We start from the raw sequence: 24,195 nt of genomic DNA, 5'->3' as shown, positions 1-24,195 counted from the left end.
ATTTCCAATATTGTTAATAATAAAAGTTATTTTACATTCGCTGATTTATTTACTAAAATGCTCATCTGCCAATATATTTTCATCAACCGATAAAATACTTGCAGACTGTTGAGCAGTATATTCATTAAACTGATATTTACTTGTACGTAACCTGCATCAGTGAAAAAGTAGACTTTTTTAGCTAAATTTAAGTAAAACAGTTCCGGTTGATAGCAGCTAACTATTGCCAAATCTACAGGCTTAAAAAAATAAGATATGATCCAGATATAAATCTGATGTAATGAATTTTTGGGTGGATACCAAAGAGTAATTTTTTTATTGAGTTCTAATTCCTGCCAAGCATTAACTTGAGAATTGTTGTAATAAATTGTAGATGACACTACAACTTTCAAATTATCAGTAATAATTTCAGATAGAGTATATTCTTGATATGGAAGATCATCTGCTATTTTGCCTTTAACTCCCTGGAGAAAATCTTCCAAACCCCACAAATAAATTTCCACCAAAAAAAAACGTCCAGTTAATGAATAATAAAGTAATTTTGGTAAAAGTAATCGTAGACGCTTTAATAAAAGTTGTGGGTAATATTTTTGCCAGCAATAACATAAATTACGTTCATCATAATAACTAACCCAAGGACGATGTTTAAAATCTGGTGAACAATGCCAAACAATAGATGCAGGATGAGCAGCAACAACCCAACCAGCCTGCTTTGCTCTTAAACACCATTCAACATCATCGAAGTGCAAAAAATAGTTTTCAAATACTCCAATTTGCTGGATTATTTCATGTCTAAATAATAATGATGCCGCAGCACAAACATCTACTGCTAGATAAGGTTTTCCTGCTAATATTTCTTCTGTAGATATAATAGAACAATTACCTAAATAGGTTTTTAAATGTGCTTTTTTATGATGAAAATAACTACCTATTTCTTGAATAATCTCTGGCTGTTCTGATTTTCTAATTTGAGAACCTATTAAGCCTACTTCAGAATAGTTTTGCAAAGTTTCTACTAAAGGAAACAAAGATTGATTATCTAAACGCACATCATTATCTAGTAACCAAATGTAGTTATAATTAAGTTGATTCAAAAACTCCATTCCATAAGAAAATCCACCAGAACCACCTATATTTGCACCTGTTTGGAGAACCTTAACTTGGGGATAATGTTTTTGAATATAAGATTGTGTACCATCATTTGAAGCATTATCAACAACGAAAATATCCAGATATATCCCATGCAAATCTAGTTTGTTAGTATCTTCAATTAGTAAACAAACATCTTTAATTTTATTCCAAGTGACAATGATAGCTGCGACTTTGGCAATTTTCATAAATCATTTATTAAAATCAATAATACCAATACCCATCCACTCTTCAGCAATATGACTAATTTCTAAAATTGAGGCTGACTGACAGTATGATAATTTGAGTTCATTCCAACATCTTCTAGTACCACCATCTAAATGATCATATTCGGCTGCATTAATATCATGGAAGGCGCAAACTTTTCCATAACGTCCCACATTTAAAAAATCCCTTTTCATACCATGATATGAATGATCAGCATCAATATAGACAACATCAAATTTTGAGCCTATAAAATCAGCAGATGTAGCAGGAATAGCTTTCTCCAGCGGTAAAATAGATGAAAAATATTCCCAATCTCTAAAGTTATCTTCTATATCAATACAGGCATACTTAAAATCATTGTTGAATTTAGATAAAACAGCACAGCATATAGCAGAAAATCCTCCGTACATCACTCCAATTTCTAGAAATGAAAGTGGTTTTCTATGAATACAATAAATTAAAAAATCTACTAGTTCTGTAGGAATTTGAATTGATCCATAATCAGAAGCATTGACATATTTTTGATAAGGAGAATAAAGGCTCCATCCCTGATAAGGACAGCCATAATCTTTGACTTTTTCTAACAAAAATTCTCTGTTTTTTAATTCTTCTTTTGAAGAAGATAAAATTGATTTAATGACAACTCTACCCTTTTTAAAATCATATTTCAGTGCTTTTTTATTCATGATATCTGGAATGTTTTCGACTTTCTTTTCAGAAGATAAATATTGATTTTCTGAGTCAAATTTTTGATAAAAAAGTTTTAATTTTTCATGTTCTAGCTTTAAATTCTCATAAGAAATGATTAATTTTTGGAAAGCTGTATCTCGATCACGAAGAAAAGCACGGAGAGATTTTGGTACTATTTGTGTAAATGATGTATAAAACAAATTATTTCTCCTCTAATAATTGCCTCTAATGATTGTTAGTAAACTAATAAATTTGACTAATTCTGTTTTCAAACACCGTGAGAGCCGCAGCAACAACTTGATCCATATTGTAATATTGGTATTGCGCCAATCTACCTACAAATGTTACTGTTTCTAGCTTATCTGCTTCACTTTTGTACTGCTGAAATAACTCACGATTTTCTGGACGCGGAACGGGGTAATAAGGATCTCCTTCCGCTTGTGGGTATTCGTAGTAAATAGTAGTTTTAGGATGTTTTTGTCCAGTCAGATGTTTAGATTCAACTACCCGTGTAAAATCATAATCGTTGGGATAATTGACAACAGCAACTGGTTGGAAATATTCAATATCATGAGTTTCAAACTCAAAGCGCAATGAGCGATATGGAAGTTTACCAAATTTATAATCAAAAAATTGATCGATGGGTCCAGTATAAATTAAATGATCAAATTTTAGCCATTTTTCTACTTCCTGAAAGCTAGTATTTAGCATAACTTTAATATTGGGATGTGCCAACATTTTTTCAAACATTTTCGTATAACCATGTAGCGGCATAAGCTGATACTTATCACCAAAATAGCGGTTATCTCTATTAGTTCTCACAGGAATACGAGCGCAAACTGAACCATCTAGTTCATGCGGCCAAAGGTTCCACTGTTTGTAAGTATAGTTTTTAAAAAATTTCTCATACAAATCAGTTCCTACCTTGCTAACTACAGCTTGTTCTGAGTTTTCAATTCTGTCATATCTTTCTCTAACTTGCTCATAAAAATCTTCAAGTTGTTGGCTATTAAGATTTAGTCCATACAGTTTGTTAATAGTATTCAGGTTGATGGGAATTGGATAAAAATTACCATCTACTTTAGCTAAAACTTCATGCTGATAAACTCGCCATTGAGTAAACTGTGAAAGGTGATCAATGATTTTTTTGCTGTTAGTATGGAAAATGTGCGCTCCATATTTATGAACTAATACCCCAGCATTATCGTAGAAGTCAAAAGCATTACCACCAATATGATTGCGAGTATCAATAACTAAAACTTTACGATCTAGATGTGTGGCTATACAATTTGCTAAGGTGCAGCCTGCAAAGCCAGCACCAACAATCAGAAAATCAAACATTCTATTGTACATACTTGTATTTTCGTTATTTGGGTTCTATTTCTAGATACTTTTTCCAGAAAGATTGACTGGTAAATTTAGGTAATGAGGTGATATATAGCTTTTTTAATTCTGGTAACTTGATTAGCATAACTAAGGCTAACCATAGTCCATATATCAAAACTTTAAAAAACCTGATTCTGGAAAATTTGACTATAAATCCTTCTTGAGTTTGCAAGTTGTAATATAAAACTTGTTTAGCTCGAAAAACGTTTAAAGGTCTACCATTCCAAGCCGGAACAATAGCATATCCCTTATCAGTAAATGTGTCATCTTGAAAGAAAAATCCATTTGGTAAAAGATGTCCATTAAGAGTGAGAATCCTGAAAAGTCTATGTAACTTGTTTTCAGTCTTTTCTAAACTGGTTATATATTTGCTATATATGAATGGTAACTCTGAATTCTTAGCTGTTTTTTCTGTAACCTTAGAAACTTCTTTGTGCTTATCTTCTGGTTTATTAGCAACTAGATCATCAGGACCCTTTAGAAAGTCAATTGTTGCTTTGAGAATACTCTCGGCGGTTTCATATCTATAACAAAATAGTTCTTTTAATAATGGTTTTAAGAACCATTTAATAGCTTTCACTTCACTGAAGTTTTCCTGAAAATACAGACTATTGAAAATCATACTATTTCTAAAATAATAGTATTCAATTAATGGGCTTTTTTTATTCTCAAATGGTTCATGCCAAACACATATACCATTCAAAATTATAATTTTATGTCTTATTCTTTTGCAGAATTCCACATCATCCATTCTAATAAAGAAAGGATATGGCAAGCCATGATCTTTGATAGCATTGACTGGAAAGCAAAACAACCACCAAGCGCTGTAATCAATATGTTCATCTATTTCATTGAATAAAGTAGCTTTTAATTTTCTCAAATCTATATTGGGTTTGACAGCAACAAAACCTTTATCTCTATTCCAATAAGCTCCTCTTTCATGTTGTATATATTTTTTATCTAATCTCAACATACTGCTACCAAGACAGATATCTTTCTGATTAGCTACGCTCAAAAAATTCCAGATTCTCTCCAATATTGCTGGCTCGAAAAGGATATCATCATCCATCAGAATAATATGTGAAAATTCATGTTGCTGCTGTAAAACTTCCAGCATTCCTCTAGCAAAACCGCCACTTCCTCCTGCATTTTTATTAGGTATTAAATGAATTATATGGCTATCAAATTCTTTTAAAGTATTCCCATTATCAATGATAAATACCTCTAATTTATCCTCGTATCCATTTTGTTCTAATAAATATCTTTTCAATAATTCCATGTTTTTATAAACATAGCTTTCCCTTTTATAAGTACATATAACAACTGCTAGTTTGATATTTGGATCTGACTCTGTAAAAGTAGAAAAATACCCTGCACTAATTTGGCACATATTTTCCAATGCTTCGATTTCCAGGTAGATCATTCCTGTATATGTAGATATATCGAAGTTATCTAAAACTGTTATTTCTGCGAGTTTTTCGTTGTTAATTATTTTTTGTGATAATAAGGTTTTATTTTCATCTAATCTGTCTAGATTATAAATATTAATTTTGAATGATCCTTTTACTTTGAGAGTAACTCCTATACTTCTAACCTTCGTATATTCTTTCCAAGTATCCGCAGAAAAAGCATTAAAATAGGTATCAAAGCTAACTATTCCGCTTTTTTCTAGCTCTAATATCTTATTTTCATAGTTAAATAAAACTTGAGAATTATTTCTAAAAAATAGTTCTTCAACAGTGCAAATATCAGTTTTAGGAAAAATTATATTTTGAAGATGATTCGATCTCTCTTTTTGATTAATTTGATAGATGGGGGATAATTCTAATTGATTAAGCATAGTTTATTTTTACTCAATTTTTATTTTGTTTCAAAATGTTCTTCAGTAACTGTTATGCCAAACCATAAGTTAAAATGCCAACAGAATAAACACTTAATTAAAAACTACTTATTCTGTAGTAATAGTACTTTTTGTTGCTATATTACAGATTATATTTTCTGTTGTATAGATGTATGATTTAGCTTTTTTGGTTTTGATAAAACAGCACATTTTTAGCTTAAGATAAAGCTTGTAAAACCGTATGAAAATTCTTCCCAGTAGCACCTGAAACTCGAATTGGGATAATTTTTTTGTTTAAGTAGGACTTACATACCAACTCTGAAAATCGAGATTTTTTCTATTGCTTTAACAAGGTAGAAGATGCCTAAAACCTAGTTTTTCAGCGAGTTGGAGAATCTGCTGAGTGTGTAAGTTCTATTAATACAATCAAGGGGATATAAAAGAGCTAGGAGGTTATTAAAGGAACTTACAACTAAGTTGTATAAATTCCTCCTATTCTCGTTACATCCTATAGCTATAAATCCTTCAGGATTTATACTATGTCAGCATAGATATTGAATCTAGAAACAAAACTTTACAAATCTAAATATACGCACTATTTTATTTATTTCGATTTGTATTTATTCTGGGATGATTTGACCTGCAAGATAAGATTCTACTGCACGCTCTGCTGTTCCTATAAAATTTATTTTCCCCTTCTCTAACCAAATTATCTGTTTGCAAGACTGTTTCATAAAACCCAAATCATGGGATACTACCAAAACAGTTGCTTCTGCATTCCAAAATTTCTCGATTCGTTGTTTGCATTTATTCTTGAAACTCTCATCACCTACTGATAAAACTTCATCCAGAATCAAAATATCAGGTTGTACGTCTGTAGCGATCGCAAAACCCAACCGTGCTACCATGCCGGAAGATAGACTTTTGACTGGAACTAAAGCATAATCCTGTAATTCTGCAAACTCCAAAATTGAATGCACTCTTTCTCGCATTTCTATTCTGGAAAAACCCAGTAGTACCCCATAAAGCAGGATGTTGTCTATTACAGAGATTTCTGGATCAAAGCCTGCACCTAGTTCAATTAAAGGAGCAATTTTACCCTTGACGCGCACTGTACCGATGCTAGGTTGTAAAATCCCACAAATGATTTTTAAAAGGGTTGATTTACCAGATCCATTGGCACCAATAATACCTATTTTTTCACCTTTGTCAACTGCTAAAGCAACGTGATCTAACACTAATTTTTTTGCAGGTTGGCGATATTTACCTTCTACAATAGAAAGCATAGTTTTTTTTAGATCATAAGAAAACTCTTCTTGTGTGCGTCGCCATAATGAAACATTATCTAAGCGGATTACTTCCATTTATAGTAAATCCATAAATTGATGTCGCCAAATATGAAAACAAGTCCATCCCAGGGACAAAATAATGATGCCGCTCAGTAAAGCACCCCAAATCAAACTTAAATCTGGTGGAGAGTTTGATAATGTAATTTGACGCAGACTTTCGATAATTGGTGATAGGGGATTTAAACTGAGAAAGGGCTGTACCTGCTTGGGGACGATCGCAGCTGGATAAAATATAGGGCTACTAATCCACATGACAAAGGTGACTAACTCATAGAAGTAAGGTAAGTCTCTAAAAAATACATACAAGGCACTGACTAAAAATCCAATTCCTGTGGAAACTAATACTAATGCCAAAAATGGAAATACCAACGCTAGGACATTGACTAGACTTTTGGAATTGATTAAAGTCATCACTGACAGCAATGGTAATGCTCCTACTGAAAACTGAAACACGTTTGCCGTAATCATTGATACAGGAAAAACGCTAACTGGTAGACGAATTTTGTTCAATAATGCGCCATTACCTACGACACTTGTCAAAGCTTGGGATGTAGAAGCCGAGAAAAAATTGATGACTACCAAGCCTGTGAATGCTGCTAATACGTAATTCAGGATTGAGTTACCATAATAGGATGAGAAGGTGGTTCCGAAGATAGCGGTGTATAACCCTGTCATTATTAATGGGTTCAACAACGACCAATAAACACCCAGGAAGGAACCCCGATAACGCACTTTGAGAGTCCGTGCTACCAAAACTTGCAGCAGTTCCCAATAACGCTCTACTTGTAACTTAGTGAAATTGTCTTTGATAGATAGGATCATCCTCAAGTACCATTACACACCACAGCCAAGTTATTCGCGTATTTTATATGGTTGTCAGCATTAATTTAAGCCAAACTGTCAGGATCTATTCCAAGCGATAGCGAAGCGCTCCGAAGGAATCGCAATTTCTCTGCTAGTTTATTAGCCCGTTGATGTTCACTCTCTGCCTTTTCTGCCAAAGTCGGCAACCAACCATCAGCATTATACCAACGCAGCCATAAACCTTCTGTATTTTGATAGCGTCCTTGCCATAAACCTAAACCCATTTCTATTTCTTCTAACCAAAAACGGTTTTCTGGCAACAATACGGATTCATAACGAGTGCCATTAATTTTAAAGACACGGAAATTATTTTCATAGCGGTCATAGACAACATAGTAGGGAACACGCAGAATGTGTTCATATACTTCCCACTTAGTTGGGGGTTTGTTGACTTCCCGCAAAGTTTGTCCTAAGTCTTCTTGTTCTGTTCCTGGTGAAAGTAATTCAACTACTAAAAACGGAGCAATACCTTCTTGCCATACTACATAACTTAAACGTAAATTTTCCTGTTGGTTAGCATTAGCAACCCCTAACACCATATACCAATCAGGACGCTTATACCAACCAGGATGACGGGGGTCATAATAAAGGTTTAAATCACTAGCTAGTAGCATTTCTGCTGGTGTATAATTTGCAGATTGGCAAGTTTCACTCAGTAAATCTGCTTGTATACAATGAAATTCGTCTGGCAATCCTGATTCTCCTACCAACTCACTAGGTAAATCATACATTGTCGGCATAGTTTCTTTTGGTGACAAAGGCGGATTATTTTGATACATATTCGCTTACCTTAAATTATCAGGATCGACTCCGAAGCGCTCCGAAGGAATCGCAATTTTTCTGCCAAAATTTCTACTTTCTCTCTTTCACTTGCTAACAGATATTCTGACTCAAGAGCTTGATTTTGGGCGACCTGAGCTTGTCTTTCTGCTTCCTTAAAATTAAAACTATTGAATCTCTTGTTGTAAAACCTGGACTTGTGCAAGAGATAATTCAGTAACTTCAGCAATTTGCTCTAAACTCATACCAATTCGTAATAAGTTTAAAGCTAATTTTCTGGTTGTTTCAGCTATGCCTTCTTGCCTACCTTCCTGTTTTCCTTCTAACAAAGCTTCTTGATAAACTTTAGTTTGTTTCAATTCACTTAAACCTAACATTGCTTCAATCTCCTCTCGGCTTTTTTTGGGTAATTTATAGACAATAATTGTCTCAATGAGGTTGATGATATCTCGTTTGGTATTTGTATCACTTAGTTGTTGGTTTGCTTGAGCAATTAACCGTTTTGCTAGTTCTGGTGCAGTGTCTTCGGTTTCAATTACCAGTTTAACAACTCCTACCCCTAAAGAACTCTCTCCTAACTCATCTAAATAAATGCGTTTAACTCTCTCAAGCAGCAAGATTTCGCCAAATTGTAAAGGCTGTTCTCTTTCTATGCTACGACTAGGATATATAATAACAGCCTGCCAAGGATAAGGCGGTTTGTATTGTCGCAAGTAGAGGCAAATTTCGGCAAAGAGACGATAATATAAATCATCATCTGGCTGAAACTGAACTTCAACCACATAAAATGGTTTTTTTGACTCTTTGGTAATTGGCAAAAATAAACCATCTAACCGAAAAGCCAGTTGTTTAACTTCACGGGATGTAAATTCATACACAACTGCTTCCGTGGGAGACTGGTTAATTAGTTCAAAAAAGATGCTAGGAAATGCTTGAAATAAGCTGTAGAAAATTGTGTCTGTTTTCACGGTGATTAAGTAATTTTTTTATAAATAATCTCAAAGACTATACGTGGTCGGATGCAATACAGGCAAGAGTGGGAAAACCTGCCCCTACTGGGAGATAAACTCAATAGCTGAGTGATTTCCTGATTTTTTGGGTGGGTCACTTCTAACTGAGTCCCAGATTCCGCTACACTGAGATTTGGTTTATTGGATTGTAACTAGATCATGGAAATTGGACAAAAGGTGAAGGTGTTTCGGTTGCGCGATCGCGTATCTGCTGTAATTGCTCAAAAATTAGGAAAAGTAGGCATCATCTCAGACTACAAAGTCACGGATGGTGGAATTGGCGTAGTAGTCAAGTTTGATGACAAATCCTCTACTTGGTTTTTTGAAGATGAAATTAAACTGGTATAGGGACAAAAGGCGGTTCTCCCCTACTGAGAGTATTGGTTGAGTGCTAAGTTGGAGTTGACAAGATAGGCGGTAATTGGAAATCAAGTAATGGCCTTGATACTGACATTTTTAGGCAAAAGCGGCATCGCTCGTAGCAAAATAGCGATCGCAGCGGCCAAGTTATTGGCAACACAAGGCAAACGGGTACTCCTAGCAGGACTTGCAGAGCCAACATTGCCGATTCTCTTAGGTACTTCTCTCACTTCTGACCCCCAGGAAATCACTCCCAACTTGCAAGCAGTACAGTTTCAATCATCTGTACTGCTAGAACGTAACTGGGAAGAAGCAAAAAAACTTGAGGCACAATACCTCCGCACGCCTATTTTTAAAGAGGTTTATGGTCAAGAACTGGTAGTTTTACCGGGCATGGATCACGCCTTAGCTCTTAATGCTATTCGTGAATATGATGCCAGTGGTAAATATGATGCGATTATCTACGATGGTACAGGTGATGCTTCCACCTTGCGGATGCTGGGAATGCCAGAATCCATGAGTTGGTATGTCCGGCGATTTAGGCAATTGTTTGTCAATTCTGACTTGGGCAAAACAATTACAGAATCACCCTTGATTCAACCACTAATTACCAGCTTTTTTAACGTTAATTGGACGGCAGATAACTTCGCCCAACCTACTAACCAAGCTAATAATTTTCTCGAACAAGGTAAAAGTGCGATCGCAGATCCCCAGCGTGTCGCCGCCTTTCTGGTGACAACCCCAGACCCAATTGATGTTGCAAATTCCCGTTTTCTTTGGGGTACTGCTCAACAAGTTGGTCTAACTATTGGTGGCGCTATTTTGGTATCTGCTGAGGAAAATACCAATCTATCAGCAGAATTTACACCTCTACCCATCAGCATTGTTCCCGATGTCTCCAATGGAGAATGGCAACCCCTGATAGATGCCCTACCTAACTTTGTAGAGCAAGCATTACAGGCTCCCAAACCCATTGACATCGACGTTCACAATCGTCAAGTCCGCTTATTTTTGCCTGGTTTTGACAAAAATCAAGTCAAACTCACCCAGTACGGGCCAGAAGTCACGGTAGAAGCCGGAGATCAACGGCGTAATATCTTCCTGCCCCCCGCTTTAAGTGGTAGACCCATCACTGGAGCCAAGTTTCAGAATAATTATTTGATAATTTCTTTTTAGGGATTGGGGGATTGGGTATTGGGGACTAGGGACTGGGGAAGAATCACCCTTTAACCTATTACCAATCACCCATTACCCATTACCAATCACCCATTACCATTACACCTTATGTCTGAATCTACACCTATTAACCCGAATACGAACCCATCTGAGCCATTAGACTCGGTGACAACTAATTCCAGTGAGCAAACTGCAACAAGCGATCGCAGTGCAAAAACGCGGCAACTACTGGGAATGAAAGGTGCATCACCTGGCGAAACTTCCATTTGGAAAATCCGTTTGCAATTGATGAAGCCGATTACCTGGATTCCCCTCATTTGGGGTGTAGTCTGCGGTGCGGCTTCTTCTGGTAACTACACCTGGACTCTAGAAAATGTCTTGAAGTCCGCACTTTGTATGTTGCTTTCTGGACCGTTGTTGACGGGTTACACTCAAACCATCAATGATTACTATGACCGGGAAATTGACGCTATTAATGAACCTTACCGTCCGATTCCTTCTGGAGCAATTTCTGAAAAGCAAGTAATTAGCCAAATCATTGTTTTACTCTTACTAGGATATGGGGTAGCCTACACCTTAGATTTATGGGCAGGTCATCCAGTTCCTAATGTCCTGTTGTTGTCTATTTTCGGGACATTTATTGCCTACATCTATTCTGCACCTCCGCTGAAACTCAAGCAAAACGGCTGGTTAGGAAATTATGCGTTAGGTGCAAGTTACATTGCTTTACCTTGGTGGGCTGGTCATGCATTGTTTGGTGAACTCAATTGGCGAATTGTCGTTCTCACCTTATTTTATAGCTTGGCTGGCTTAGGAATCGCTATTGTCAACGACTTCAAGAGTGTGGAGGGCGATCGTCAATTAGGATTACAATCACTACCAGTCATGTTTGGTATTCAAAATGCTGCCTTGATTTGTGTAGTCATGATTGACTTATTCCAAGGCTTAGTTGCAGCTTACCTTGTTAGTATCAATGAAAACTTGTATGCTGCCATCTTAGTATTATTAATCATTCCTCAAATCACCTTCCAGGATATGTATTTCCTCCGTGATCCCATAGCCAATGATGTCAAATATCAAGCCAGCGCCCAACCATTCTTAGTGATAGGAATGCTGATAACTGGTATAGCATTAGGTCATGCTGGCATTTAACTTAATATATCTTTAGCTAGAAGTGATCAATGAGGAGTTAGGAGTTATATTAATTTCTAACTCCTCACTTGTATTAGTAAATGCCGTGTTAAATTTTATATTTTTCCTCATTCATGGGATACAACCATTATTGATTCCAATTTGCTTTTTCATTGCTTGGACGATGATTATTTTGGTGTTTCTAAATTTATGGACAGCAACACGAGACACTGTGAAAACTGCTCAAAAAATGCACCAAATTCCCTGTCATAATTGCCAGTTTTTTACTAATAATTATCGTCTCAAATGTACGGTAAATCCTTACATTGCGAATACTGAAGAAGCAATTGGTTGTAAAGATTATCAATCAAATTAATTATTATCTATTGGTTTGTTAATTTCTGCTGATGTAACTCATAAGAGCGGAAACCGCTGTATTTAAAATTAAACCCAACTGTTGATCAATCATGAATAATCCACAAGAACCGGAAAAATACGATCAAGCAAATTTAAAATCAGCTGTCGAACAGGATTATACAAGATTGCGTGACTTACTCGCAGCAGGGAAATGGGAAGAAGCAGATGAAGAAACAGCACAGGTAATATTAGCGGTTGCGAAGCGTAAAAAGCAAGGTTGGTTAGATGTTGAGAGTATTGATAATTTTCCCTGTGAAGACCTCCGCACTATTGACCAGTTGTGGGTAAAATACAGTGATGAACGTTATGGGTTCTCTGTTCAGAAGCGTATTTATCAAGGTTTAGGTGGAACGAAAAACTACGACGAAAAAATTTGGCGAGCCTTTGGGAACAACGTAGGATGGATGGAAGGGGGCGACTGGTGGTCCTACAAAGATATTACTTTTGATAATAAAGCACGAGAAGGTCACTTCCCGCTAATGGCTTGGATGGTCTGGGCGGGGGAGTGGTTGGGTTGGGTGTGGTGTTTTCGGCTTGGAGGTTTGGGGTGGGTTGGTTTTCTCTCGCGTCAAGACTTGTAGATTTTAATCTGTAAAGGTTACAGAAAAATATTAAGTCTGAATCAGGATTTTTAGGATCAGGACAGATAATAAGTGACACAGTTACAAAACTATTCCTTGATTATCCTTAGCTTGGTTACAAGTGGCTGTAGCAAATATTGCTATCCTCACAAGTTCCTCAACTTTTACTACTAAATTCAAGGAAGATTGAATTTGGTTTTCAAAAGCCAATTTTAATCTTAACTGTGGAGACATCTGCTAAAGTTTGTCAGATCACACAGTTAGCCTTAACCTGGAATTTATTTAAAAAATAGGGATAACTTGCGGCTATGGATACTCTCGCTTTTATGAACAAGCTGGAAAATCGTTTTGGGTTTACCCTTGAAGATAAATCTATTCTCAAATCAAATGCAGATTGGGGGCTAGAAATTGCATCAGAAATGGCAGATCATTTCTATAGTTATCTAGGACGTGATCAGGAAATGAATGCTATTTTAAATGCAACCGAGGGAAGAATTCATCGTCTCCGAGAAACATTTATTCATTGGTTTCATGAAATGTTTACAGGAATAGATAATTGGGGTATTGCATATTCTAAAAGTCGTTGGCAAATTGGTATTGTTCATGTCAAGATAGGAATTCAACCCCAGCATCTAGTTCCTGCTATGGCTACTGTAGTTCATGAAGTAGGTAAAAAACTCAAGCTAGAAGGAAAATCAGAGGAATTAAAAGAGGCTTTAGGGAAAATTTGCATGATTGATTTAGCTTTTATTGAACAGTCTTATGTGGAAGTTTCTACATCTGCTGTTCTCAGAGAAACTGGTTGGTCAGCAGTTTTATTTAAACGTCTAGTTACTCATGGTGCAGAATCTATGTAATTTGATTTTTTGATTTGCTAATTTATTTCTAACAGTACCTTTAAAACTCCTTTAGTTTGCGCTTTTTCAATAGCAGCTAAACCTTCACTCAGGGGATAATAAGCATTAATTAGTGGTTCTACATCCACCTGTTTTGTTGCTAATAACTCTAATGCTGGGGTAAAGGGTCCACAACGAGAACCTATGAGGGTAATTTCATCTACCACTAATGAGGAAGCATCTAGGCTGAGATTGCCTGCATAGGTACTTTTTAGTACTAGTGTGCCACGAGGACGTAAAGCCCGACGAGCGATCGCAAATCCTTCAGGATTCCCTGTACAATCAACAGAAATATCAAAATATCTATCGGTGACGGTATCAGCTAAACCAGTTTTAATTCCTCTCGCTGCTAAATTGACTAATTTATCTTGATGTCGTCCTACTACTAATAACTCACAACCAGTTAAAGCTAAAGTTTGAGCTATCAACTGTCCTAATTTACCATCTCCCACTACTAACACTCGGTCATCTTTACATAATTGCACTTGCTGTTGAATTTCCAATGCTGCGGCTATAGGTTCAGTGAAAGTTGCAGCTTCGGTTGAGACATTTTCCGGGACTGGATGCAAGTTTTTAACAGGTAAACTAAGGTACTCAGCAAAAGCACCATTACGGTTAACAATACCTAAAACTGTGCGATTTTCACAATGTGTGGGTTGTCCCCGACGACAAAACCGACAATAACCACAAACAGCATTGATTTCACCGACAACTCTTTTATTAATTAAGTCGTCTGCACCTTGTTCTACAACACCGACAAATTCATGGCCGATAATGCCAGTATAGGGATAATAACCTCTAAGTAATTCTAAGTCTGTGTTACAAATCCCCGCACATAAAACACGGACTAAAGCCTCTCCCTCTGGTGGTTTAGGCATAGGAATATCTGTTCTGAATTGCAACTGGTTATTTTCTAGCCAAAGTCCTTTCATTTTTGTCTTAAACTAGTCCTATATATAGTTTTTTATAGGGAATTCCCCGCTAACCCTGATAGATATAGCGGTGGAAATTGGTTAAAATTTTACACCTTCTAGAAATGGTGTAAATACTGGTGCTAACTCTGAACTGCTCAGAACTAGACTAGGAAAAGAGCGATCGCTATAATCTGTTCCCGGCGATAATGGAAATGACTCAGAATTAAGCGATACCCAATCACCACCAGCAGCTTGAACTATTACCCAAGCACCTGCAATATCCCAAACTTTTGGTGTTGCTTCTAGTCCTCCCAAAACTGCACCAGTAGCGACTGTCAGAAAATTATAACTAGCAACACCTAACATCCGAATTTTACAAGGAAATCCTGGTTGAATTACTCCTGTACTGCGGGAACAAAGATTAAAAAAGTGATTTTTGCTGGGAGCATCTTGACTAGTATGAATAGGATGATGATTTAAAAATGCTCCCGTTGGTGTTGTTAAGCCTGATGAACCTGCCCAAAATCCGTGAAATGCTTGATTTAATGGTGGTGCGTAAACATAGCCAAAAATGGGCGTACCTCGATAAAGCAAACCTAGAGAAATCGACCAAATCGGAATTCCCCTAGTAAAGTTAGTTGTTCCGTCTAAAGGATCTATGACCCAACACCATTCTTTATCAGGAAAAGTCTGGTCACTTTCTTCACTCAAAATACCGTAATCTGGAAAGTTAGCAACAATAGCATCTCGAATTTCTTGATCTGCCCATTTATCAGCTTTGGTAACTAAACTACCATCAGCTTTTTGAGATGCTTGCACTTTACCAAAATCCTGCATTAATTGCTTTCCTACTCTAGTCGTAGTGGTTTCAGCAAAGTCTAAAATCGGATTCCAAAAATCGTTCATTTGTTATTAGTTATTAGTCATTAGTCATTAGTCATTGGTCATTGGTCATTGGTCATTGGTTATTAGTCATTGGTCATTGGTCATTGGTCAGTAATTATTTTTCTTCTGTTCCCTATCACCTTTAATCCAAATCACTTTCTATAACTGAGGCGAAAACTCGTTTTGTATTGGTTTGAAATTCTGTGACATTGACTCTGTTTAAAAACCAAATTGATATCAACATTCCTACTGCTTCTAAAGCAAAAACTAATCCATAAGCTAATACTAAGTTATCTGGTAGAATTGTGCGTCCTATATCCAATAAAGTACCACCAATAACAACCGCTATTCCTCTAGATATAGACTGTGCTAGTCCCCAAGCACCAATAAAAGTCCCTGCGGCTTCTGCTACTGTTAAATCTAACATTAAACTCACTGCTGCTGTAGTCAGAAATCCTGTAGATAAACCAAATATAACTAAACCAAATTTCAGGAAATTGGGATTAGCAGAAAATCCTGAAAAACCAAGTAATAAAGCTGAAAATGCTACTAAAATGCAGCCTAATTTTATAGTTCTGCGTTTACCTAAACGTGGTACAATGAAAAAACCCGTGACACCATAAGCAATTAAAATTCCTATTCCATAAAAAACATTGAGTTTGGTGCTTTCAGCTAAAGGCATCTTAAACACTTCACCCGCATAAGGTTCTAAAATTGGGTCTTGCATAAATAGGCTGATAGTCATTACCAATAAAAAGGTAAAAAATATCCCTGTTTGTGGACTAGCTGTTAATATTGACCAAGCTTTGCTGATGCTAATATTATCTTCCCTGTTTCCTGGTGTGGAACGATTGGAGAAACGAGAATATTTTTTTTCTACCCCTACAGTTGCGACAATTGATAATACAAAGACGATTGCCGGAACTATTATAAATAGTCTATTGATTGCTGCTTGTAAAGTTTCTATTGATGCACCTGTTGTTAATTGTTTCAGCAAGCTAGAACTGATAATTGCTCCAACTATAATACCTACCATCAGCATTGACCAAACAATACCGACGACTTGGGAACGGTTATCTTCTTCTGAAATATCCACTAACAAAGCTGCAAATGTTGTACCACTAACACAAATTGCTAACCCATAGATAGCGAAAACGAAACCTAAAACTGCTGTCCAACCGATGGTTTGGGTTGTCCATACCCATGTCTCTGCACTACTAGCGGCATTTAACTGCCACATTACTTGTACCGCTAAAAAAGCTGCGATCGCAAATATTCCTGCTCCTACCCACACATAAGCTGTGCGATGATATCCCCAGAATGGTTTCACGTCGGACAGTTGGCCAAACCAAATCCGCGTCGGAGAAACAAATGCTGGCATTGCTAACACCAGAGATACCAGGGTTGCGGGAATGGCTATTTCCTGAATCATGACTCGGTTGAGTACTCCTAAAGTCAAGATAGACATCATAGCCAACCCCATTTGAAATAACCCTAGCCGAAACATGGTTACTAAATTAACCTTTGGTACAGCTAGAGAATTTTGTGAAGTATCAAATACATTATCTGTCATAGCTACTTTTTTGGTATGGTTTAACGAACTGACTGCTGAGTGCGTCTCAACTCAACTGACTGCGAAATTTATTCACGCTAATCGTCATCAACACCACAGCAAACGCAATTAATGCCAGAACATTCATCCACAATACATCTAGACCCACACCTTTGAGCAAAATACCTCTGACAATCGTGATGTAATGACGTAGGGGATTGAGTAAAGACAGAACTTGAAAGAAAGGAGGCATAGCTTCAATTGGTGCGATCGCTCCAGATGTCTGTACTAGTGGTAAATTGATGAAAAAGGATGTGAGTAAAACTTGTTGTTGGGAACGGGAAACAGTCGCTAACATAATCCCTAAACTAATCCCCACAAATACATACACCGCTGACAACACTAAAAATAGCAAAAAACTGCCGCGAAACGGTACATTAAATACCACAGTTGCTAAAGTCAAAGCCAGCATTACATCTGCCATTAATAAAAATACCAAAGGCACAATTTTAGATAATAAAATTTGCCAGTTTTCGGCGGGAGTCATTAACAATTGTTCCAAAGTTCCTGTGTCTTTTTCTCGCACTACTGTCACGGCTGACACTAAAGTGCCAATTAATGTCAGAACTAAACCCATAACTCCCGGTACAAAAAACCAACTACTAATTAAACCAGGATTATAAAGAAATACAACTTGCGGAGATATTGGGGGAATAGTTATTGAGCTTAAACTAATATTATATTGTTGGATAATCTGATTCATATAGTTAGCAGCAATACCCGCTGTATTGGCATTTACCGCATCAATGAAAATCTGGATTTCTGCCTTTTTTTGCATAAGTTTCCCTGCAAAATCTGGAGGAATTATTACTCCGACATCTAGCTTGCCAGTTTCTACTTGACGACTTAAATCTTTTTCGCTACTTGGTACAGATTCCAGAGTAAAAATCCGATTAGAAGTTATTACCGAAACTAGTTCTCGACTTACACCAACATTTGCATAATCAATTACACCCAATCGTAAATTGTGAACATCAGGATTTAGAGCAAATCCGTAAAGTAATAACTGTACTGTTGGTGGGACAATTAATAAAACAATTAACTGTTTGTTTCGCAAAATTTGATTAATTTCTTTGCGAACTAATGCCCAAAATAAATTATCAAAAAATCGTAGAATAAATCTCATAAAATCGGTAATTGGTAATTGGTAATTGGTAATTGGTAATTGGTAATTGGTAATTGGTAAGAATTTTTTTAAATTATGAATTATCTAACTGCATTTTACTTAAAATTCGACGGGAGACATTAAACAATACAAATCCTATGATTGTCAGCATTAGTAAATCTAACCATACTCCCGACCATCCTGTACCACGAACAAAACCATCACGAGTAATATCAATGTAATAACGCGCTGGAAAGAAATTAGGAGTTAATGACAATGGAAAAGGAATATTATTAATTGGATAAATAAAACCAGATAATAATAAAGAAGTAACAAATCCAACTAGAGAAACAATTTGCACTGCTGAATTTTGGTTACTGCTGCGGACTCCAATCAGTAAACCAAACATCACACTATCTATCAAAAATAAGAGAGTTCCTAATAATAAAGTAATCGGATTACTCACAACACCAACATGAAAGATAATTAAACCTAATAACATAACTATTAACGCTTCAGCTATGGCAACTAATAAATAAGCCAGTCCTTTACCAAGTAAAAATTCAGTTGCACTAATACTAGAAGCATAAACTTGCAAAATTGTCCCTTTTTCTTTTTCTCTCACCATAGCAATAGCTGTTAATAAAGAAGGGAAAATCCATAATATGACACCATAAACTCCTGGGACAATGTAAAGAGATTCTAGTCTACCAGGATTAAACCACAAACGTATTCTTGGTGTAATACTATTTTGTTTAGGAATTAATCCTTGATCTCGCATAAAGAAATTATTTACCCGTTGAATACTACCTTTAATCACACGAGCATTATTAACATCAGTTGCATCAATTAAAACTTGAACTTTAGTATTTTTTTTCGCTTGAATATCCCGACTAAATTGGGGTGGAATAATAACTGCTGCTTTAGCAATTCCCTTATCAATTGCATCTCGCATAGGGTCTCCACCTGACCATTGCCTGGGTACAAATTGATTGGTAGCATATAAACGTTCAATATAACTTCTACTCAGATTTGTTCTATCAAAATCCTGGACGATTAAAGGAATATTTACACTTTCTAATCTGGTAGCAAATCCAAAAATCAAAAGTGTCATAGCAGGTAATAAAAATGCCAATGCTAATGTCAATCTATCCCGCCGAAATTGGGCTATTTCTTTAATACATTGGGAAATAATTCTTTTCATGATTATACCAAAAATATCTGCGTTTATCTGCGTCCATCTGCGTTTAATTATTACTGGTTCCATCTCACTAAAATGAGAATTGCTATAAAAAAACTAAAAAAATATTTGAATTAATTTTCTCTATTTTCTCCTGCTCTTTCCACAATACCAATAAAAGCATCTTCTAAAGAAAAAGGAATAGAACGTGAAGATTTAATAGTCAGGTTTGCAGAAGATAAAACCTGATTTACTTTTTCCATGTCTTTTTCTGGGTGATCAAGAACAATATGTAAACTATCAGCAAAAATTGAGACTCGCCAAGAATCAAAATGTTGCTTGAGAATTTTAGAAGCAGTTTGATTTTGATTAACAATAATTTCTACTAATTTTCCTGGTTGCGAATCTTTAATAAAACTGGGTGAACCTTCAGCAACTGTTTCTCCAGCCACCATAAAACTCATGCGATTACACTGTTCAGCTTCTTCTAAATAATGGGTTGTGACTAAAATTGCTGTACCATTGCGAGCAAAATTATTAATCAGTTTCCAAAACTGACGACGCGCTAAAGGATCTACTCCTGATGTTGGTTCATCTAAAAATAAAATCTCCGGTTCGTGCATGACTGAAGCACCAAAAGCCACCCGTTGTTTCCAACCTCCTGGTAGTTTTCCAGTTAACATATTTTCTTGTCCTTCTAACCCACAGGTAGTAATTACCCAATCAATTTTTTCTCGTCTAATTTTGCGAGGTATGCTATACACACCGCTATAAAATTCTAGGTTTTGCAGAATTGTTAAATCGTCGTAGAGGGTGAATTTCTGACTCATATAACCGATGCGTCGCCGTAATTTCGCACTACGTAAATTACCTGTTTCTCCTCCTAGGGAAATTTTTCCATCACTAGCTGGTAATAATCCACATAACATTTTAATTGTGGTGGTTTTTCCTGCTCCATTTGCACCTAAAAGCCCGAATATTTCTCCATAATGGATTTCAATATTGACGTTTTTAACAGCCTGGAATTTACCAAATACCCGACTCAAATTATTTGCATAAATTGCAATTGAAGATGAAGAAGGTGACAGTGTAGAAAAACTTTCTATCATCTCTTCACCTTCCCCCCTCTTCCCTTCTTGACTGTCACCTGTAACCTGTAACCTGTCACCTTCCCTTCTATTTCCCCCACGAGAACGAGGAAATGGTAAAAATGGCGGTGCAGAACCTTGTTGTCTGAGACGAGTGACAAAGACGTTTTCTAGGGTGGGTTCACCATGTTCAATACTGGGTTGATATTGACTGAGAAGTTCTTTTACTTGAGTTTCACCTGTTTCTACATCTTCAACTAGGACATCCAAGCGATCGCCAAAAGTTTGGACATCGACTATATTTTTCTGTGGATTCTCCAACAGCAGTTTCTCGGCCAGTTCTAAATTTGTTGTCCGCACTTCTAACCGATGTAAGCCTAAATTGGCGCGTAAACTTGCAGGTGTGCCAATTTCATGAATTTGTCCACTGTACATCAGTGCAATGCGATGACAGCGTTCTGCTTCATCTAAATAGGGTGTGGCTACCACAATTGTCATCCCTTCGGCGGAAAGTTCCGCTAACACATCCCAAAATTCTCGCCGGGAAACAGGGTCAACTCCCGTAGTAGGCTCATCTAATAGGAGAACTTCTGGTTGGGAAACCAAGGCACAACATAGAGCCAGCTTTTGTTTCATCCCCCCTGATAATTGACCAGCCAAGCGATCGCCAAATCGCTCTAAACTCATTAATGTCAGATATTTATTACGGCGTTCCCGTAGCAAATCATCCGCAACTTGTCGCAAACCCGCCGCATAACGTAAATTTTCATCAATACTCAAATCTAAATAAAGAGAAAATTGTTGCGTTAAATATCCCGTTATTAATCGTGCATCTCGCGCAGGCTGTCCATATACCAAAACTTCCCCCGCAGTTGCTTCCATCACCCCACCCATAATATGAAATGTCGTAGTTTTACCAGCACCATCAGGGCCAATTAAACCAAACAATTCACCCTTATTAACAGTCAAATTAATTCCTCTAACTGCTGCTATTTTTCCATAATGTTGATGTAAATTACTAATTTTTATAGCTTCTGTTTGCGGATTAGTAATCGGTAATTGGCTTCTGCCGTGAGCGTCAGCCGAACGGTAATCGGTAATTGGTAATTGATAATTAGTCATTAGTTATTAGTTATTAGTCATTAGTCATTAGTCATTAGTTATTAGTAGTTTGTTAAAAACTAATCAATCAGGTAAATAAATATTTCAACTTTTCCTTCTTCTTCCTTCTTCCTTCGCGTCCTTCTCTTCGAGACACTTCGTGAACGCGTCTTTGCGGTTCATTCCCTCTTTCTCCCTGCTCCCTGCCCCCTGCCTCTTTCTCCCCTACTCCTCTCCCAGCTTAATTTCCGCATCTGCCGGCATTCCAATTTTGGCGCATGGTAAATCAGATTCTTGATAGGGTTGTTGAGGATTAAAACAACCTTCAGGGTTTTCTACTTGTATCCGCACCCCGACAACTTGCCTCACTCTATCTTTTTGAAAATAGATATTTTCTGGTGTAAAAGAAGCTTGGGGATCGATAGAAATGATTTTCCCAGAAAGAGGTTTTTGTGGTGCAGAATCAATAAAAACTTTCGTGGTTTGTCCTAACCGGACTCTACCAATATCACCTTCAGGAATAAAACCTCGTAAATAAATATTTTTGGGATCAACTATTGTTAAGATATTCGTTTGACTATTAACAATTGCCCCTGGTTCAACACTACGAGCAGTCACTACTCCATCCAAAGGACTAACAACATTTAAATCTTTTTCAGCATCTTCTATTTGGGTGAGAATTTGCTGTTTTGTAGCTTCAGCATCTCTAATTTTAGCTTGAGCAGATCTGACTTGAGCCTGAGCAGCTTGTAGTTGAGCATAACTTTGGTCTTTTTTATTAGTTAATGCTTCTAGTTGAGCGTCACGAATATCAGGATTGAAACCTGTGGTTTTGGCTTGTGTAAATGCTCCTTGCACAGCCCTCAATTGTTCCCTTGCTGCATTAACAGCAGCTTTTCTCGCTTCTAGGGTGGCTATTGCTGTTTCTAAGGTAGTTTTTATCTGATCAAATTGTTGTTGATTGATCGCCCCTTCTTTGACTAATGAGGCATAGCGATCGCTATTTATTCGGGCTAGTTTAACTTCTGCTTCTGTTTGTTTGACCTGAGCCTGGGCTTGTAACAGTTGCGCTCTCGCTGCTGCAACATTAGATGATGCCTGTTCGACTCTACCTTGGGTATCTCCTTGAGACTGTCGCAAATTTAATTTTGCTTCATTAATTTGGCTGCTAACTTGCTCTATTTCACTCTGGACTCGATCTACTTGGGCGATCGCTTGCTGTTGATCAAATTTTGCCGATCCGACCCTTGCTTCTGCTCCCCGCAGTTGTTCTTGCAGTAATTGATCGTTGCTATCATCTAGCCTAATTAATTCTTGCCCCTTTTTTACAGATGCCCCTTCCCGCACATCAATTGAGATAATTCTTCCTGAACGTTTTACCCCAATCTCAGTTTCGTATCCCTCAATTCGGCCACTTACTTTCAGTAGATTCGCTGCAATTTGGGGTCGATTGTGCCATATAGCATAAGCCCCACCTGCTAAAACCACTAATCCCAACAATAAAAAAATGGGTTTTTTGCGTGGCTTTTTCGATGGTAGCTCCGGCTCATTTGTCAAATTTTCTGGATTCTTTGGTACGGTCTGAGACATGGTAGCACCCTTAGAACTATGAAGAGGCAAGGGAGCAGGGTACAGGGATAGTTATGCTTCATGGCAAATACAAGGAGTCATTTCCCTCTATTCCCTACCCCATTTCCTATGTCTCTTTCTTGAATCTCATACTAGACCGTATGGTATGATATTGCAATAATTGTGTCGAAAAGTTACCTTCATGGCCAAAATATCCGTTTCCCAATTTGAAACTTTATCCAGCTTACCTGCTGTGACTCAAAAGCAAGAACAAATCTTACAAGGAGCCATGCAGGTATTTTTGAAGGCAGGTTATGCTGGTACTAGTATGGATCGGGTCAGTAGTGAAGCAGGAGTTTCTAAACAAACAATATATAGCCACTTCCAAGATAAGGAAGGGCTGTTTAAAGCATTAATAGAACGGGTAACAATAGCTTGTTTTAAAGATATATTTAATAACGCAGAACTGCAAGGAGAACCAGCAATTTTACTGCGTCAGATAGCGGAAACTTATTTTCAAAAAGTTGCGGATAATCCTGATTATTTAGGACTGTTTCGCCTGATTATCACGGAATCGCAGCGTTTTCCAGAATTAGCCAAACTATATACAAAAACCGTAGTTCAGCGCGGTCGGCATTTACTGAGTCAGTATTTAGCTTCTCACCTAGAATTGGGCATTACTGACCCAGAAGCAACAGCGCAGATTTTTTTTGGTTCCCTTGTATCCTATGTGATGGTACAAGATATGCTCTACGGTAATGAAATTATGCCTTTGTCGCGCGATCGCATCTTAGATAGCTTAATCAGCTTGGTACTAACTCACACGACAAAGTGAAAGTGATAGACAGGGCAGAAAAAAATTCAAAATCATCAAAAGAGTACGGCTGATCATTTCAGTAGTAAAG

Annotated in this window: 23 protein-coding genes; 7 read left to right on the top strand and 16 right to left on the bottom strand. The window is 37.0% G+C overall.

Annotated features, from left to right (window positions below; translation table 11 throughout):
- Positions 1–26 precede the first annotated feature (26 nt).
- The 8 genes from VB713_RS03035 to VB713_RS03000 all read right to left on the bottom strand — a co-directional run bounded on the left by VB713_RS03035 (position 27) and on the right by VB713_RS03000 (position 9,233).
- Positions 27–1,337, bottom strand: a complete 1,311-nt coding sequence (locus VB713_RS03035) for a glycosyltransferase family 2 protein (RefSeq protein ID WP_323310110.1) — start codon at positions 1,335–1,337, stop codon at positions 27–29.
- Positions 1,338–1,340: 3 nt separating this feature from the next.
- The gene (locus VB713_RS03030; RefSeq protein ID WP_323310109.1) at positions 1,341–2,246 is read right to left on the bottom strand and encodes a class I SAM-dependent methyltransferase; all 906 of its coding nucleotides are present in this window, start codon (positions 2,244–2,246) and stop codon (positions 1,341–1,343) included.
- Positions 2,247–2,289: 43 nt separating this feature from the next.
- On the bottom strand, positions 2,290–3,399 hold the full coding sequence (gene glf, locus VB713_RS03025; RefSeq protein ID WP_323310108.1) for a UDP-galactopyranose mutase: 1,110 nt from the start codon (positions 3,397–3,399) through the stop codon (positions 2,290–2,292).
- Between the two features lie 13 nt (positions 3,400–3,412).
- Positions 3,413–5,272, bottom strand: coding sequence for a glycosyltransferase (locus VB713_RS03020; protein WP_323310107.1), 1,860 nt, complete (start codon positions 5,270–5,272; stop codon positions 3,413–3,415).
- 620 nt (positions 5,273–5,892) lie between these two features.
- On the bottom strand, positions 5,893–6,636 hold the full coding sequence (locus tag VB713_RS03015; protein WP_323310106.1) for an ABC transporter ATP-binding protein: 744 nt from the start codon (positions 6,634–6,636) through the stop codon (positions 5,893–5,895).
- Positions 6,637–7,443, bottom strand: coding sequence for an ABC transporter permease (locus VB713_RS03010; protein WP_323310105.1), 807 nt, complete (start codon positions 7,441–7,443; stop codon positions 6,637–6,639).
- Positions 7,444–7,508: 65 nt separating this feature from the next.
- Positions 7,509–8,264, bottom strand: a complete 756-nt coding sequence (locus VB713_RS03005; protein ID WP_323310104.1) for a Uma2 family endonuclease — start codon at positions 8,262–8,264, stop codon at positions 7,509–7,511.
- A gap of 168 nt (positions 8,265–8,432) precedes the next feature.
- Positions 8,433–9,233, bottom strand: coding sequence for an Rpn family recombination-promoting nuclease/putative transposase (locus tag VB713_RS03000; protein ID WP_323310103.1), 801 nt, complete (start codon positions 9,231–9,233; stop codon positions 8,433–8,435).
- 201 nt (positions 9,234–9,434) lie between these two features.
- On the opposite strand from VB713_RS03000, the gene VB713_RS02995 reads away from it, so the two are divergent.
- The 5 genes from VB713_RS02995 to VB713_RS02975 all read left to right on the top strand — a co-directional run bounded on the left by VB713_RS02995 (position 9,435) and on the right by VB713_RS02975 (position 12,940).
- Positions 9,435–9,623, top strand: a complete 189-nt coding sequence (locus VB713_RS02995; protein ID WP_323310102.1) for a DUF2862 domain-containing protein — start codon at positions 9,435–9,437, stop codon at positions 9,621–9,623.
- An 87-nt stretch (positions 9,624–9,710) separates the two neighbouring features.
- Positions 9,711–10,811, top strand: a complete 1,101-nt coding sequence (locus VB713_RS02990) for an ArsA family ATPase (RefSeq protein ID WP_323310101.1) — start codon at positions 9,711–9,713, stop codon at positions 10,809–10,811.
- Positions 10,812–10,919: 108 nt separating this feature from the next.
- Complete coding sequence (gene chlG / locus VB713_RS02985) at positions 10,920–11,963, top strand: chlorophyll synthase ChlG (protein ID WP_323310100.1); 1,044 nt, start codon at positions 10,920–10,922, stop codon at positions 11,961–11,963.
- Between the two features lie 85 nt (positions 11,964–12,048).
- Complete coding sequence (locus VB713_RS02980) at positions 12,049–12,318, top strand: hypothetical protein (protein WP_323310099.1); 270 nt, start codon at positions 12,049–12,051, stop codon at positions 12,316–12,318.
- Between the two features lie 91 nt (positions 12,319–12,409).
- Positions 12,410–12,940, top strand: coding sequence for a GUN4 domain-containing protein (locus tag VB713_RS02975; protein ID WP_323310098.1), 531 nt, complete (start codon positions 12,410–12,412; stop codon positions 12,938–12,940).
- Positions 12,941–13,021: 81 nt separating this feature from the next.
- Here the strand turns inward: VB713_RS02975 and VB713_RS02970 are convergent, their stop codons facing one another.
- Positions 13,022–13,174 (bottom strand): hypothetical protein, encoded by a 153-nt coding sequence (locus tag VB713_RS02970; protein WP_323310097.1) that lies wholly within the window; start codon positions 13,172–13,174, stop codon positions 13,022–13,024.
- Between the two features lie 74 nt (positions 13,175–13,248).
- Here VB713_RS02970 and VB713_RS02965 point away from each other — a divergent pair, with 74 nt between their 5' ends.
- A complete protein-coding gene (locus tag VB713_RS02965) occupies positions 13,249–13,797 on the top strand; it encodes a protoglobin domain-containing protein (RefSeq protein ID WP_323310096.1) in 549 nt (182 codons plus the stop codon).
- 17 nt (positions 13,798–13,814) lie between these two features.
- Here the strand turns inward: VB713_RS02965 and VB713_RS02960 are convergent, their stop codons facing one another.
- From VB713_RS02960 to VB713_RS02930, 7 genes are all read right to left on the bottom strand, one after another.
- Positions 13,815–14,768, bottom strand: coding sequence for an MDR/zinc-dependent alcohol dehydrogenase-like family protein (locus VB713_RS02960; protein WP_323310095.1), 954 nt, complete (start codon positions 14,766–14,768; stop codon positions 13,815–13,817).
- Between the two features lie 81 nt (positions 14,769–14,849).
- A complete protein-coding gene (locus VB713_RS02955) occupies positions 14,850–15,656 on the bottom strand; it encodes an inositol monophosphatase family protein (protein ID WP_323310094.1) in 807 nt (268 codons plus the stop codon).
- 121 nt (positions 15,657–15,777) lie between these two features.
- Positions 15,778–17,208, bottom strand: a complete 1,431-nt coding sequence (locus VB713_RS02950) for a BCD family MFS transporter (RefSeq protein ID WP_323310093.1) — start codon at positions 17,206–17,208, stop codon at positions 15,778–15,780.
- Positions 17,209–17,254: 46 nt separating this feature from the next.
- Positions 17,255–18,373: an ABC transporter permease gene (locus tag VB713_RS02945; protein WP_323310092.1), complete on the bottom strand. Its 1,119-nt coding sequence runs from the start codon at positions 18,371–18,373 to the stop codon at positions 17,255–17,257.
- 73 nt (positions 18,374–18,446) lie between these two features.
- On the bottom strand, positions 18,447–19,556 hold the full coding sequence (locus tag VB713_RS02940; RefSeq protein ID WP_323310091.1) for an ABC transporter permease: 1,110 nt from the start codon (positions 19,554–19,556) through the stop codon (positions 18,447–18,449).
- A 110-nt stretch (positions 19,557–19,666) separates the two neighbouring features.
- Positions 19,667–21,742 (bottom strand): ATP-binding cassette domain-containing protein, encoded by a 2,076-nt coding sequence (locus VB713_RS02935; protein WP_323310090.1) that lies wholly within the window; start codon positions 21,740–21,742, stop codon positions 19,667–19,669.
- Positions 21,743–21,946: 204 nt separating this feature from the next.
- Positions 21,947–23,311, bottom strand: a complete 1,365-nt coding sequence (locus VB713_RS02930) for an HlyD family secretion protein (RefSeq protein ID WP_323310089.1) — start codon at positions 23,309–23,311, stop codon at positions 21,947–21,949.
- A 181-nt stretch (positions 23,312–23,492) separates the two neighbouring features.
- Here VB713_RS02930 and VB713_RS02925 point away from each other — a divergent pair, with 181 nt between their 5' ends.
- The gene (locus tag VB713_RS02925) at positions 23,493–24,125 is read left to right on the top strand and encodes a TetR/AcrR family transcriptional regulator (protein WP_323310088.1); all 633 of its coding nucleotides are present in this window, start codon (positions 23,493–23,495) and stop codon (positions 24,123–24,125) included.
- The last annotated feature ends 70 nt before the right edge of the window (positions 24,126–24,195 follow it).

The organism is Anabaena cylindrica UHCC 0172, assembly GCF_034931625.1.
Classification (GTDB): domain Bacteria; phylum Cyanobacteriota; class Cyanobacteriia; order Cyanobacteriales; family Nostocaceae; genus Anabaena; species Anabaena cylindrica_A.
This window is presented reverse-complemented; position numbering and strand designations above follow the sequence as displayed.

Bases quoted from the DNA above. Each gene is read 5' to 3' on its own strand.
- VB713_RS02960 (WP_323310095.1), bottom strand. From the start codon at position 14,768: ATGAAAGGACTTTGGCTAGAAAATAACCAGTTGCAATTCAGAACAGAT.
- chlG (WP_323310100.1), top strand. From the start codon at position 10,920: ATGTCTGAATCTACACCTATTAACCCGAATACGAACCCATCTGAGCCA.
- VB713_RS02970 (WP_323310097.1), bottom strand. From the start codon at position 13,174: ATGTCTCCACAGTTAAGATTAAAATTGGCTTTTGAAAACCAAATTCAA.
- VB713_RS02995 (WP_323310102.1), top strand. From the start codon at position 9,435: ATGGAAATTGGACAAAAGGTGAAGGTGTTTCGGTTGCGCGATCGCGTA.
- VB713_RS02990 (WP_323310101.1), top strand. From the start codon at position 9,711: ATGGCCTTGATACTGACATTTTTAGGCAAAAGCGGCATCGCTCGTAGC.
- VB713_RS03020 (WP_323310107.1), bottom strand. From the start codon at position 5,272: ATGCTTAATCAATTAGAATTATCCCCCATCTATCAAATTAATCAAAAA.
- VB713_RS02925 (WP_323310088.1), top strand. From the start codon at position 23,493: ATGGCCAAAATATCCGTTTCCCAATTTGAAACTTTATCCAGCTTACCT.
- VB713_RS02965 (WP_323310096.1), top strand. From the start codon at position 13,249: ATGGATACTCTCGCTTTTATGAACAAGCTGGAAAATCGTTTTGGGTTT.
- VB713_RS02975 (WP_323310098.1), top strand. From the start codon at position 12,410: ATGAATAATCCACAAGAACCGGAAAAATACGATCAAGCAAATTTAAAA.
- glf (WP_323310108.1), bottom strand. From the start codon at position 3,399: ATGTACAATAGAATGTTTGATTTTCTGATTGTTGGTGCTGGCTTTGCA.
- VB713_RS02950 (WP_323310093.1), bottom strand. From the start codon at position 17,208: ATGACAGATAATGTATTTGATACTTCACAAAATTCTCTAGCTGTACCA.
- VB713_RS02945 (WP_323310092.1), bottom strand. From the start codon at position 18,373: ATGAGATTTATTCTACGATTTTTTGATAATTTATTTTGGGCATTAGTT.
- VB713_RS02935 (WP_323310090.1), bottom strand. From the start codon at position 21,742: ATGACTAATTATCAATTACCAATTACCGATTACCGTTCGGCTGACGCT.
- VB713_RS02955 (WP_323310094.1), bottom strand. From the start codon at position 15,656: ATGAACGATTTTTGGAATCCGATTTTAGACTTTGCTGAAACCACTACG.
- VB713_RS02940 (WP_323310091.1), bottom strand. From the start codon at position 19,556: ATGAAAAGAATTATTTCCCAATGTATTAAAGAAATAGCCCAATTTCGG.
- VB713_RS03005 (WP_323310104.1), bottom strand. From the start codon at position 8,264: ATGTATCAAAATAATCCGCCTTTGTCACCAAAAGAAACTATGCCGACA.
- VB713_RS03035 (WP_323310110.1), bottom strand. From the start codon at position 1,337: ATGAAAATTGCCAAAGTCGCAGCTATCATTGTCACTTGGAATAAAATT.
- VB713_RS03015 (WP_323310106.1), bottom strand. From the start codon at position 6,636: ATGGAAGTAATCCGCTTAGATAATGTTTCATTATGGCGACGCACACAA.
- VB713_RS02930 (WP_323310089.1), bottom strand. From the start codon at position 23,311: ATGTCTCAGACCGTACCAAAGAATCCAGAAAATTTGACAAATGAGCCG.
- VB713_RS03010 (WP_323310105.1), bottom strand. From the start codon at position 7,443: ATGATCCTATCTATCAAAGACAATTTCACTAAGTTACAAGTAGAGCGT.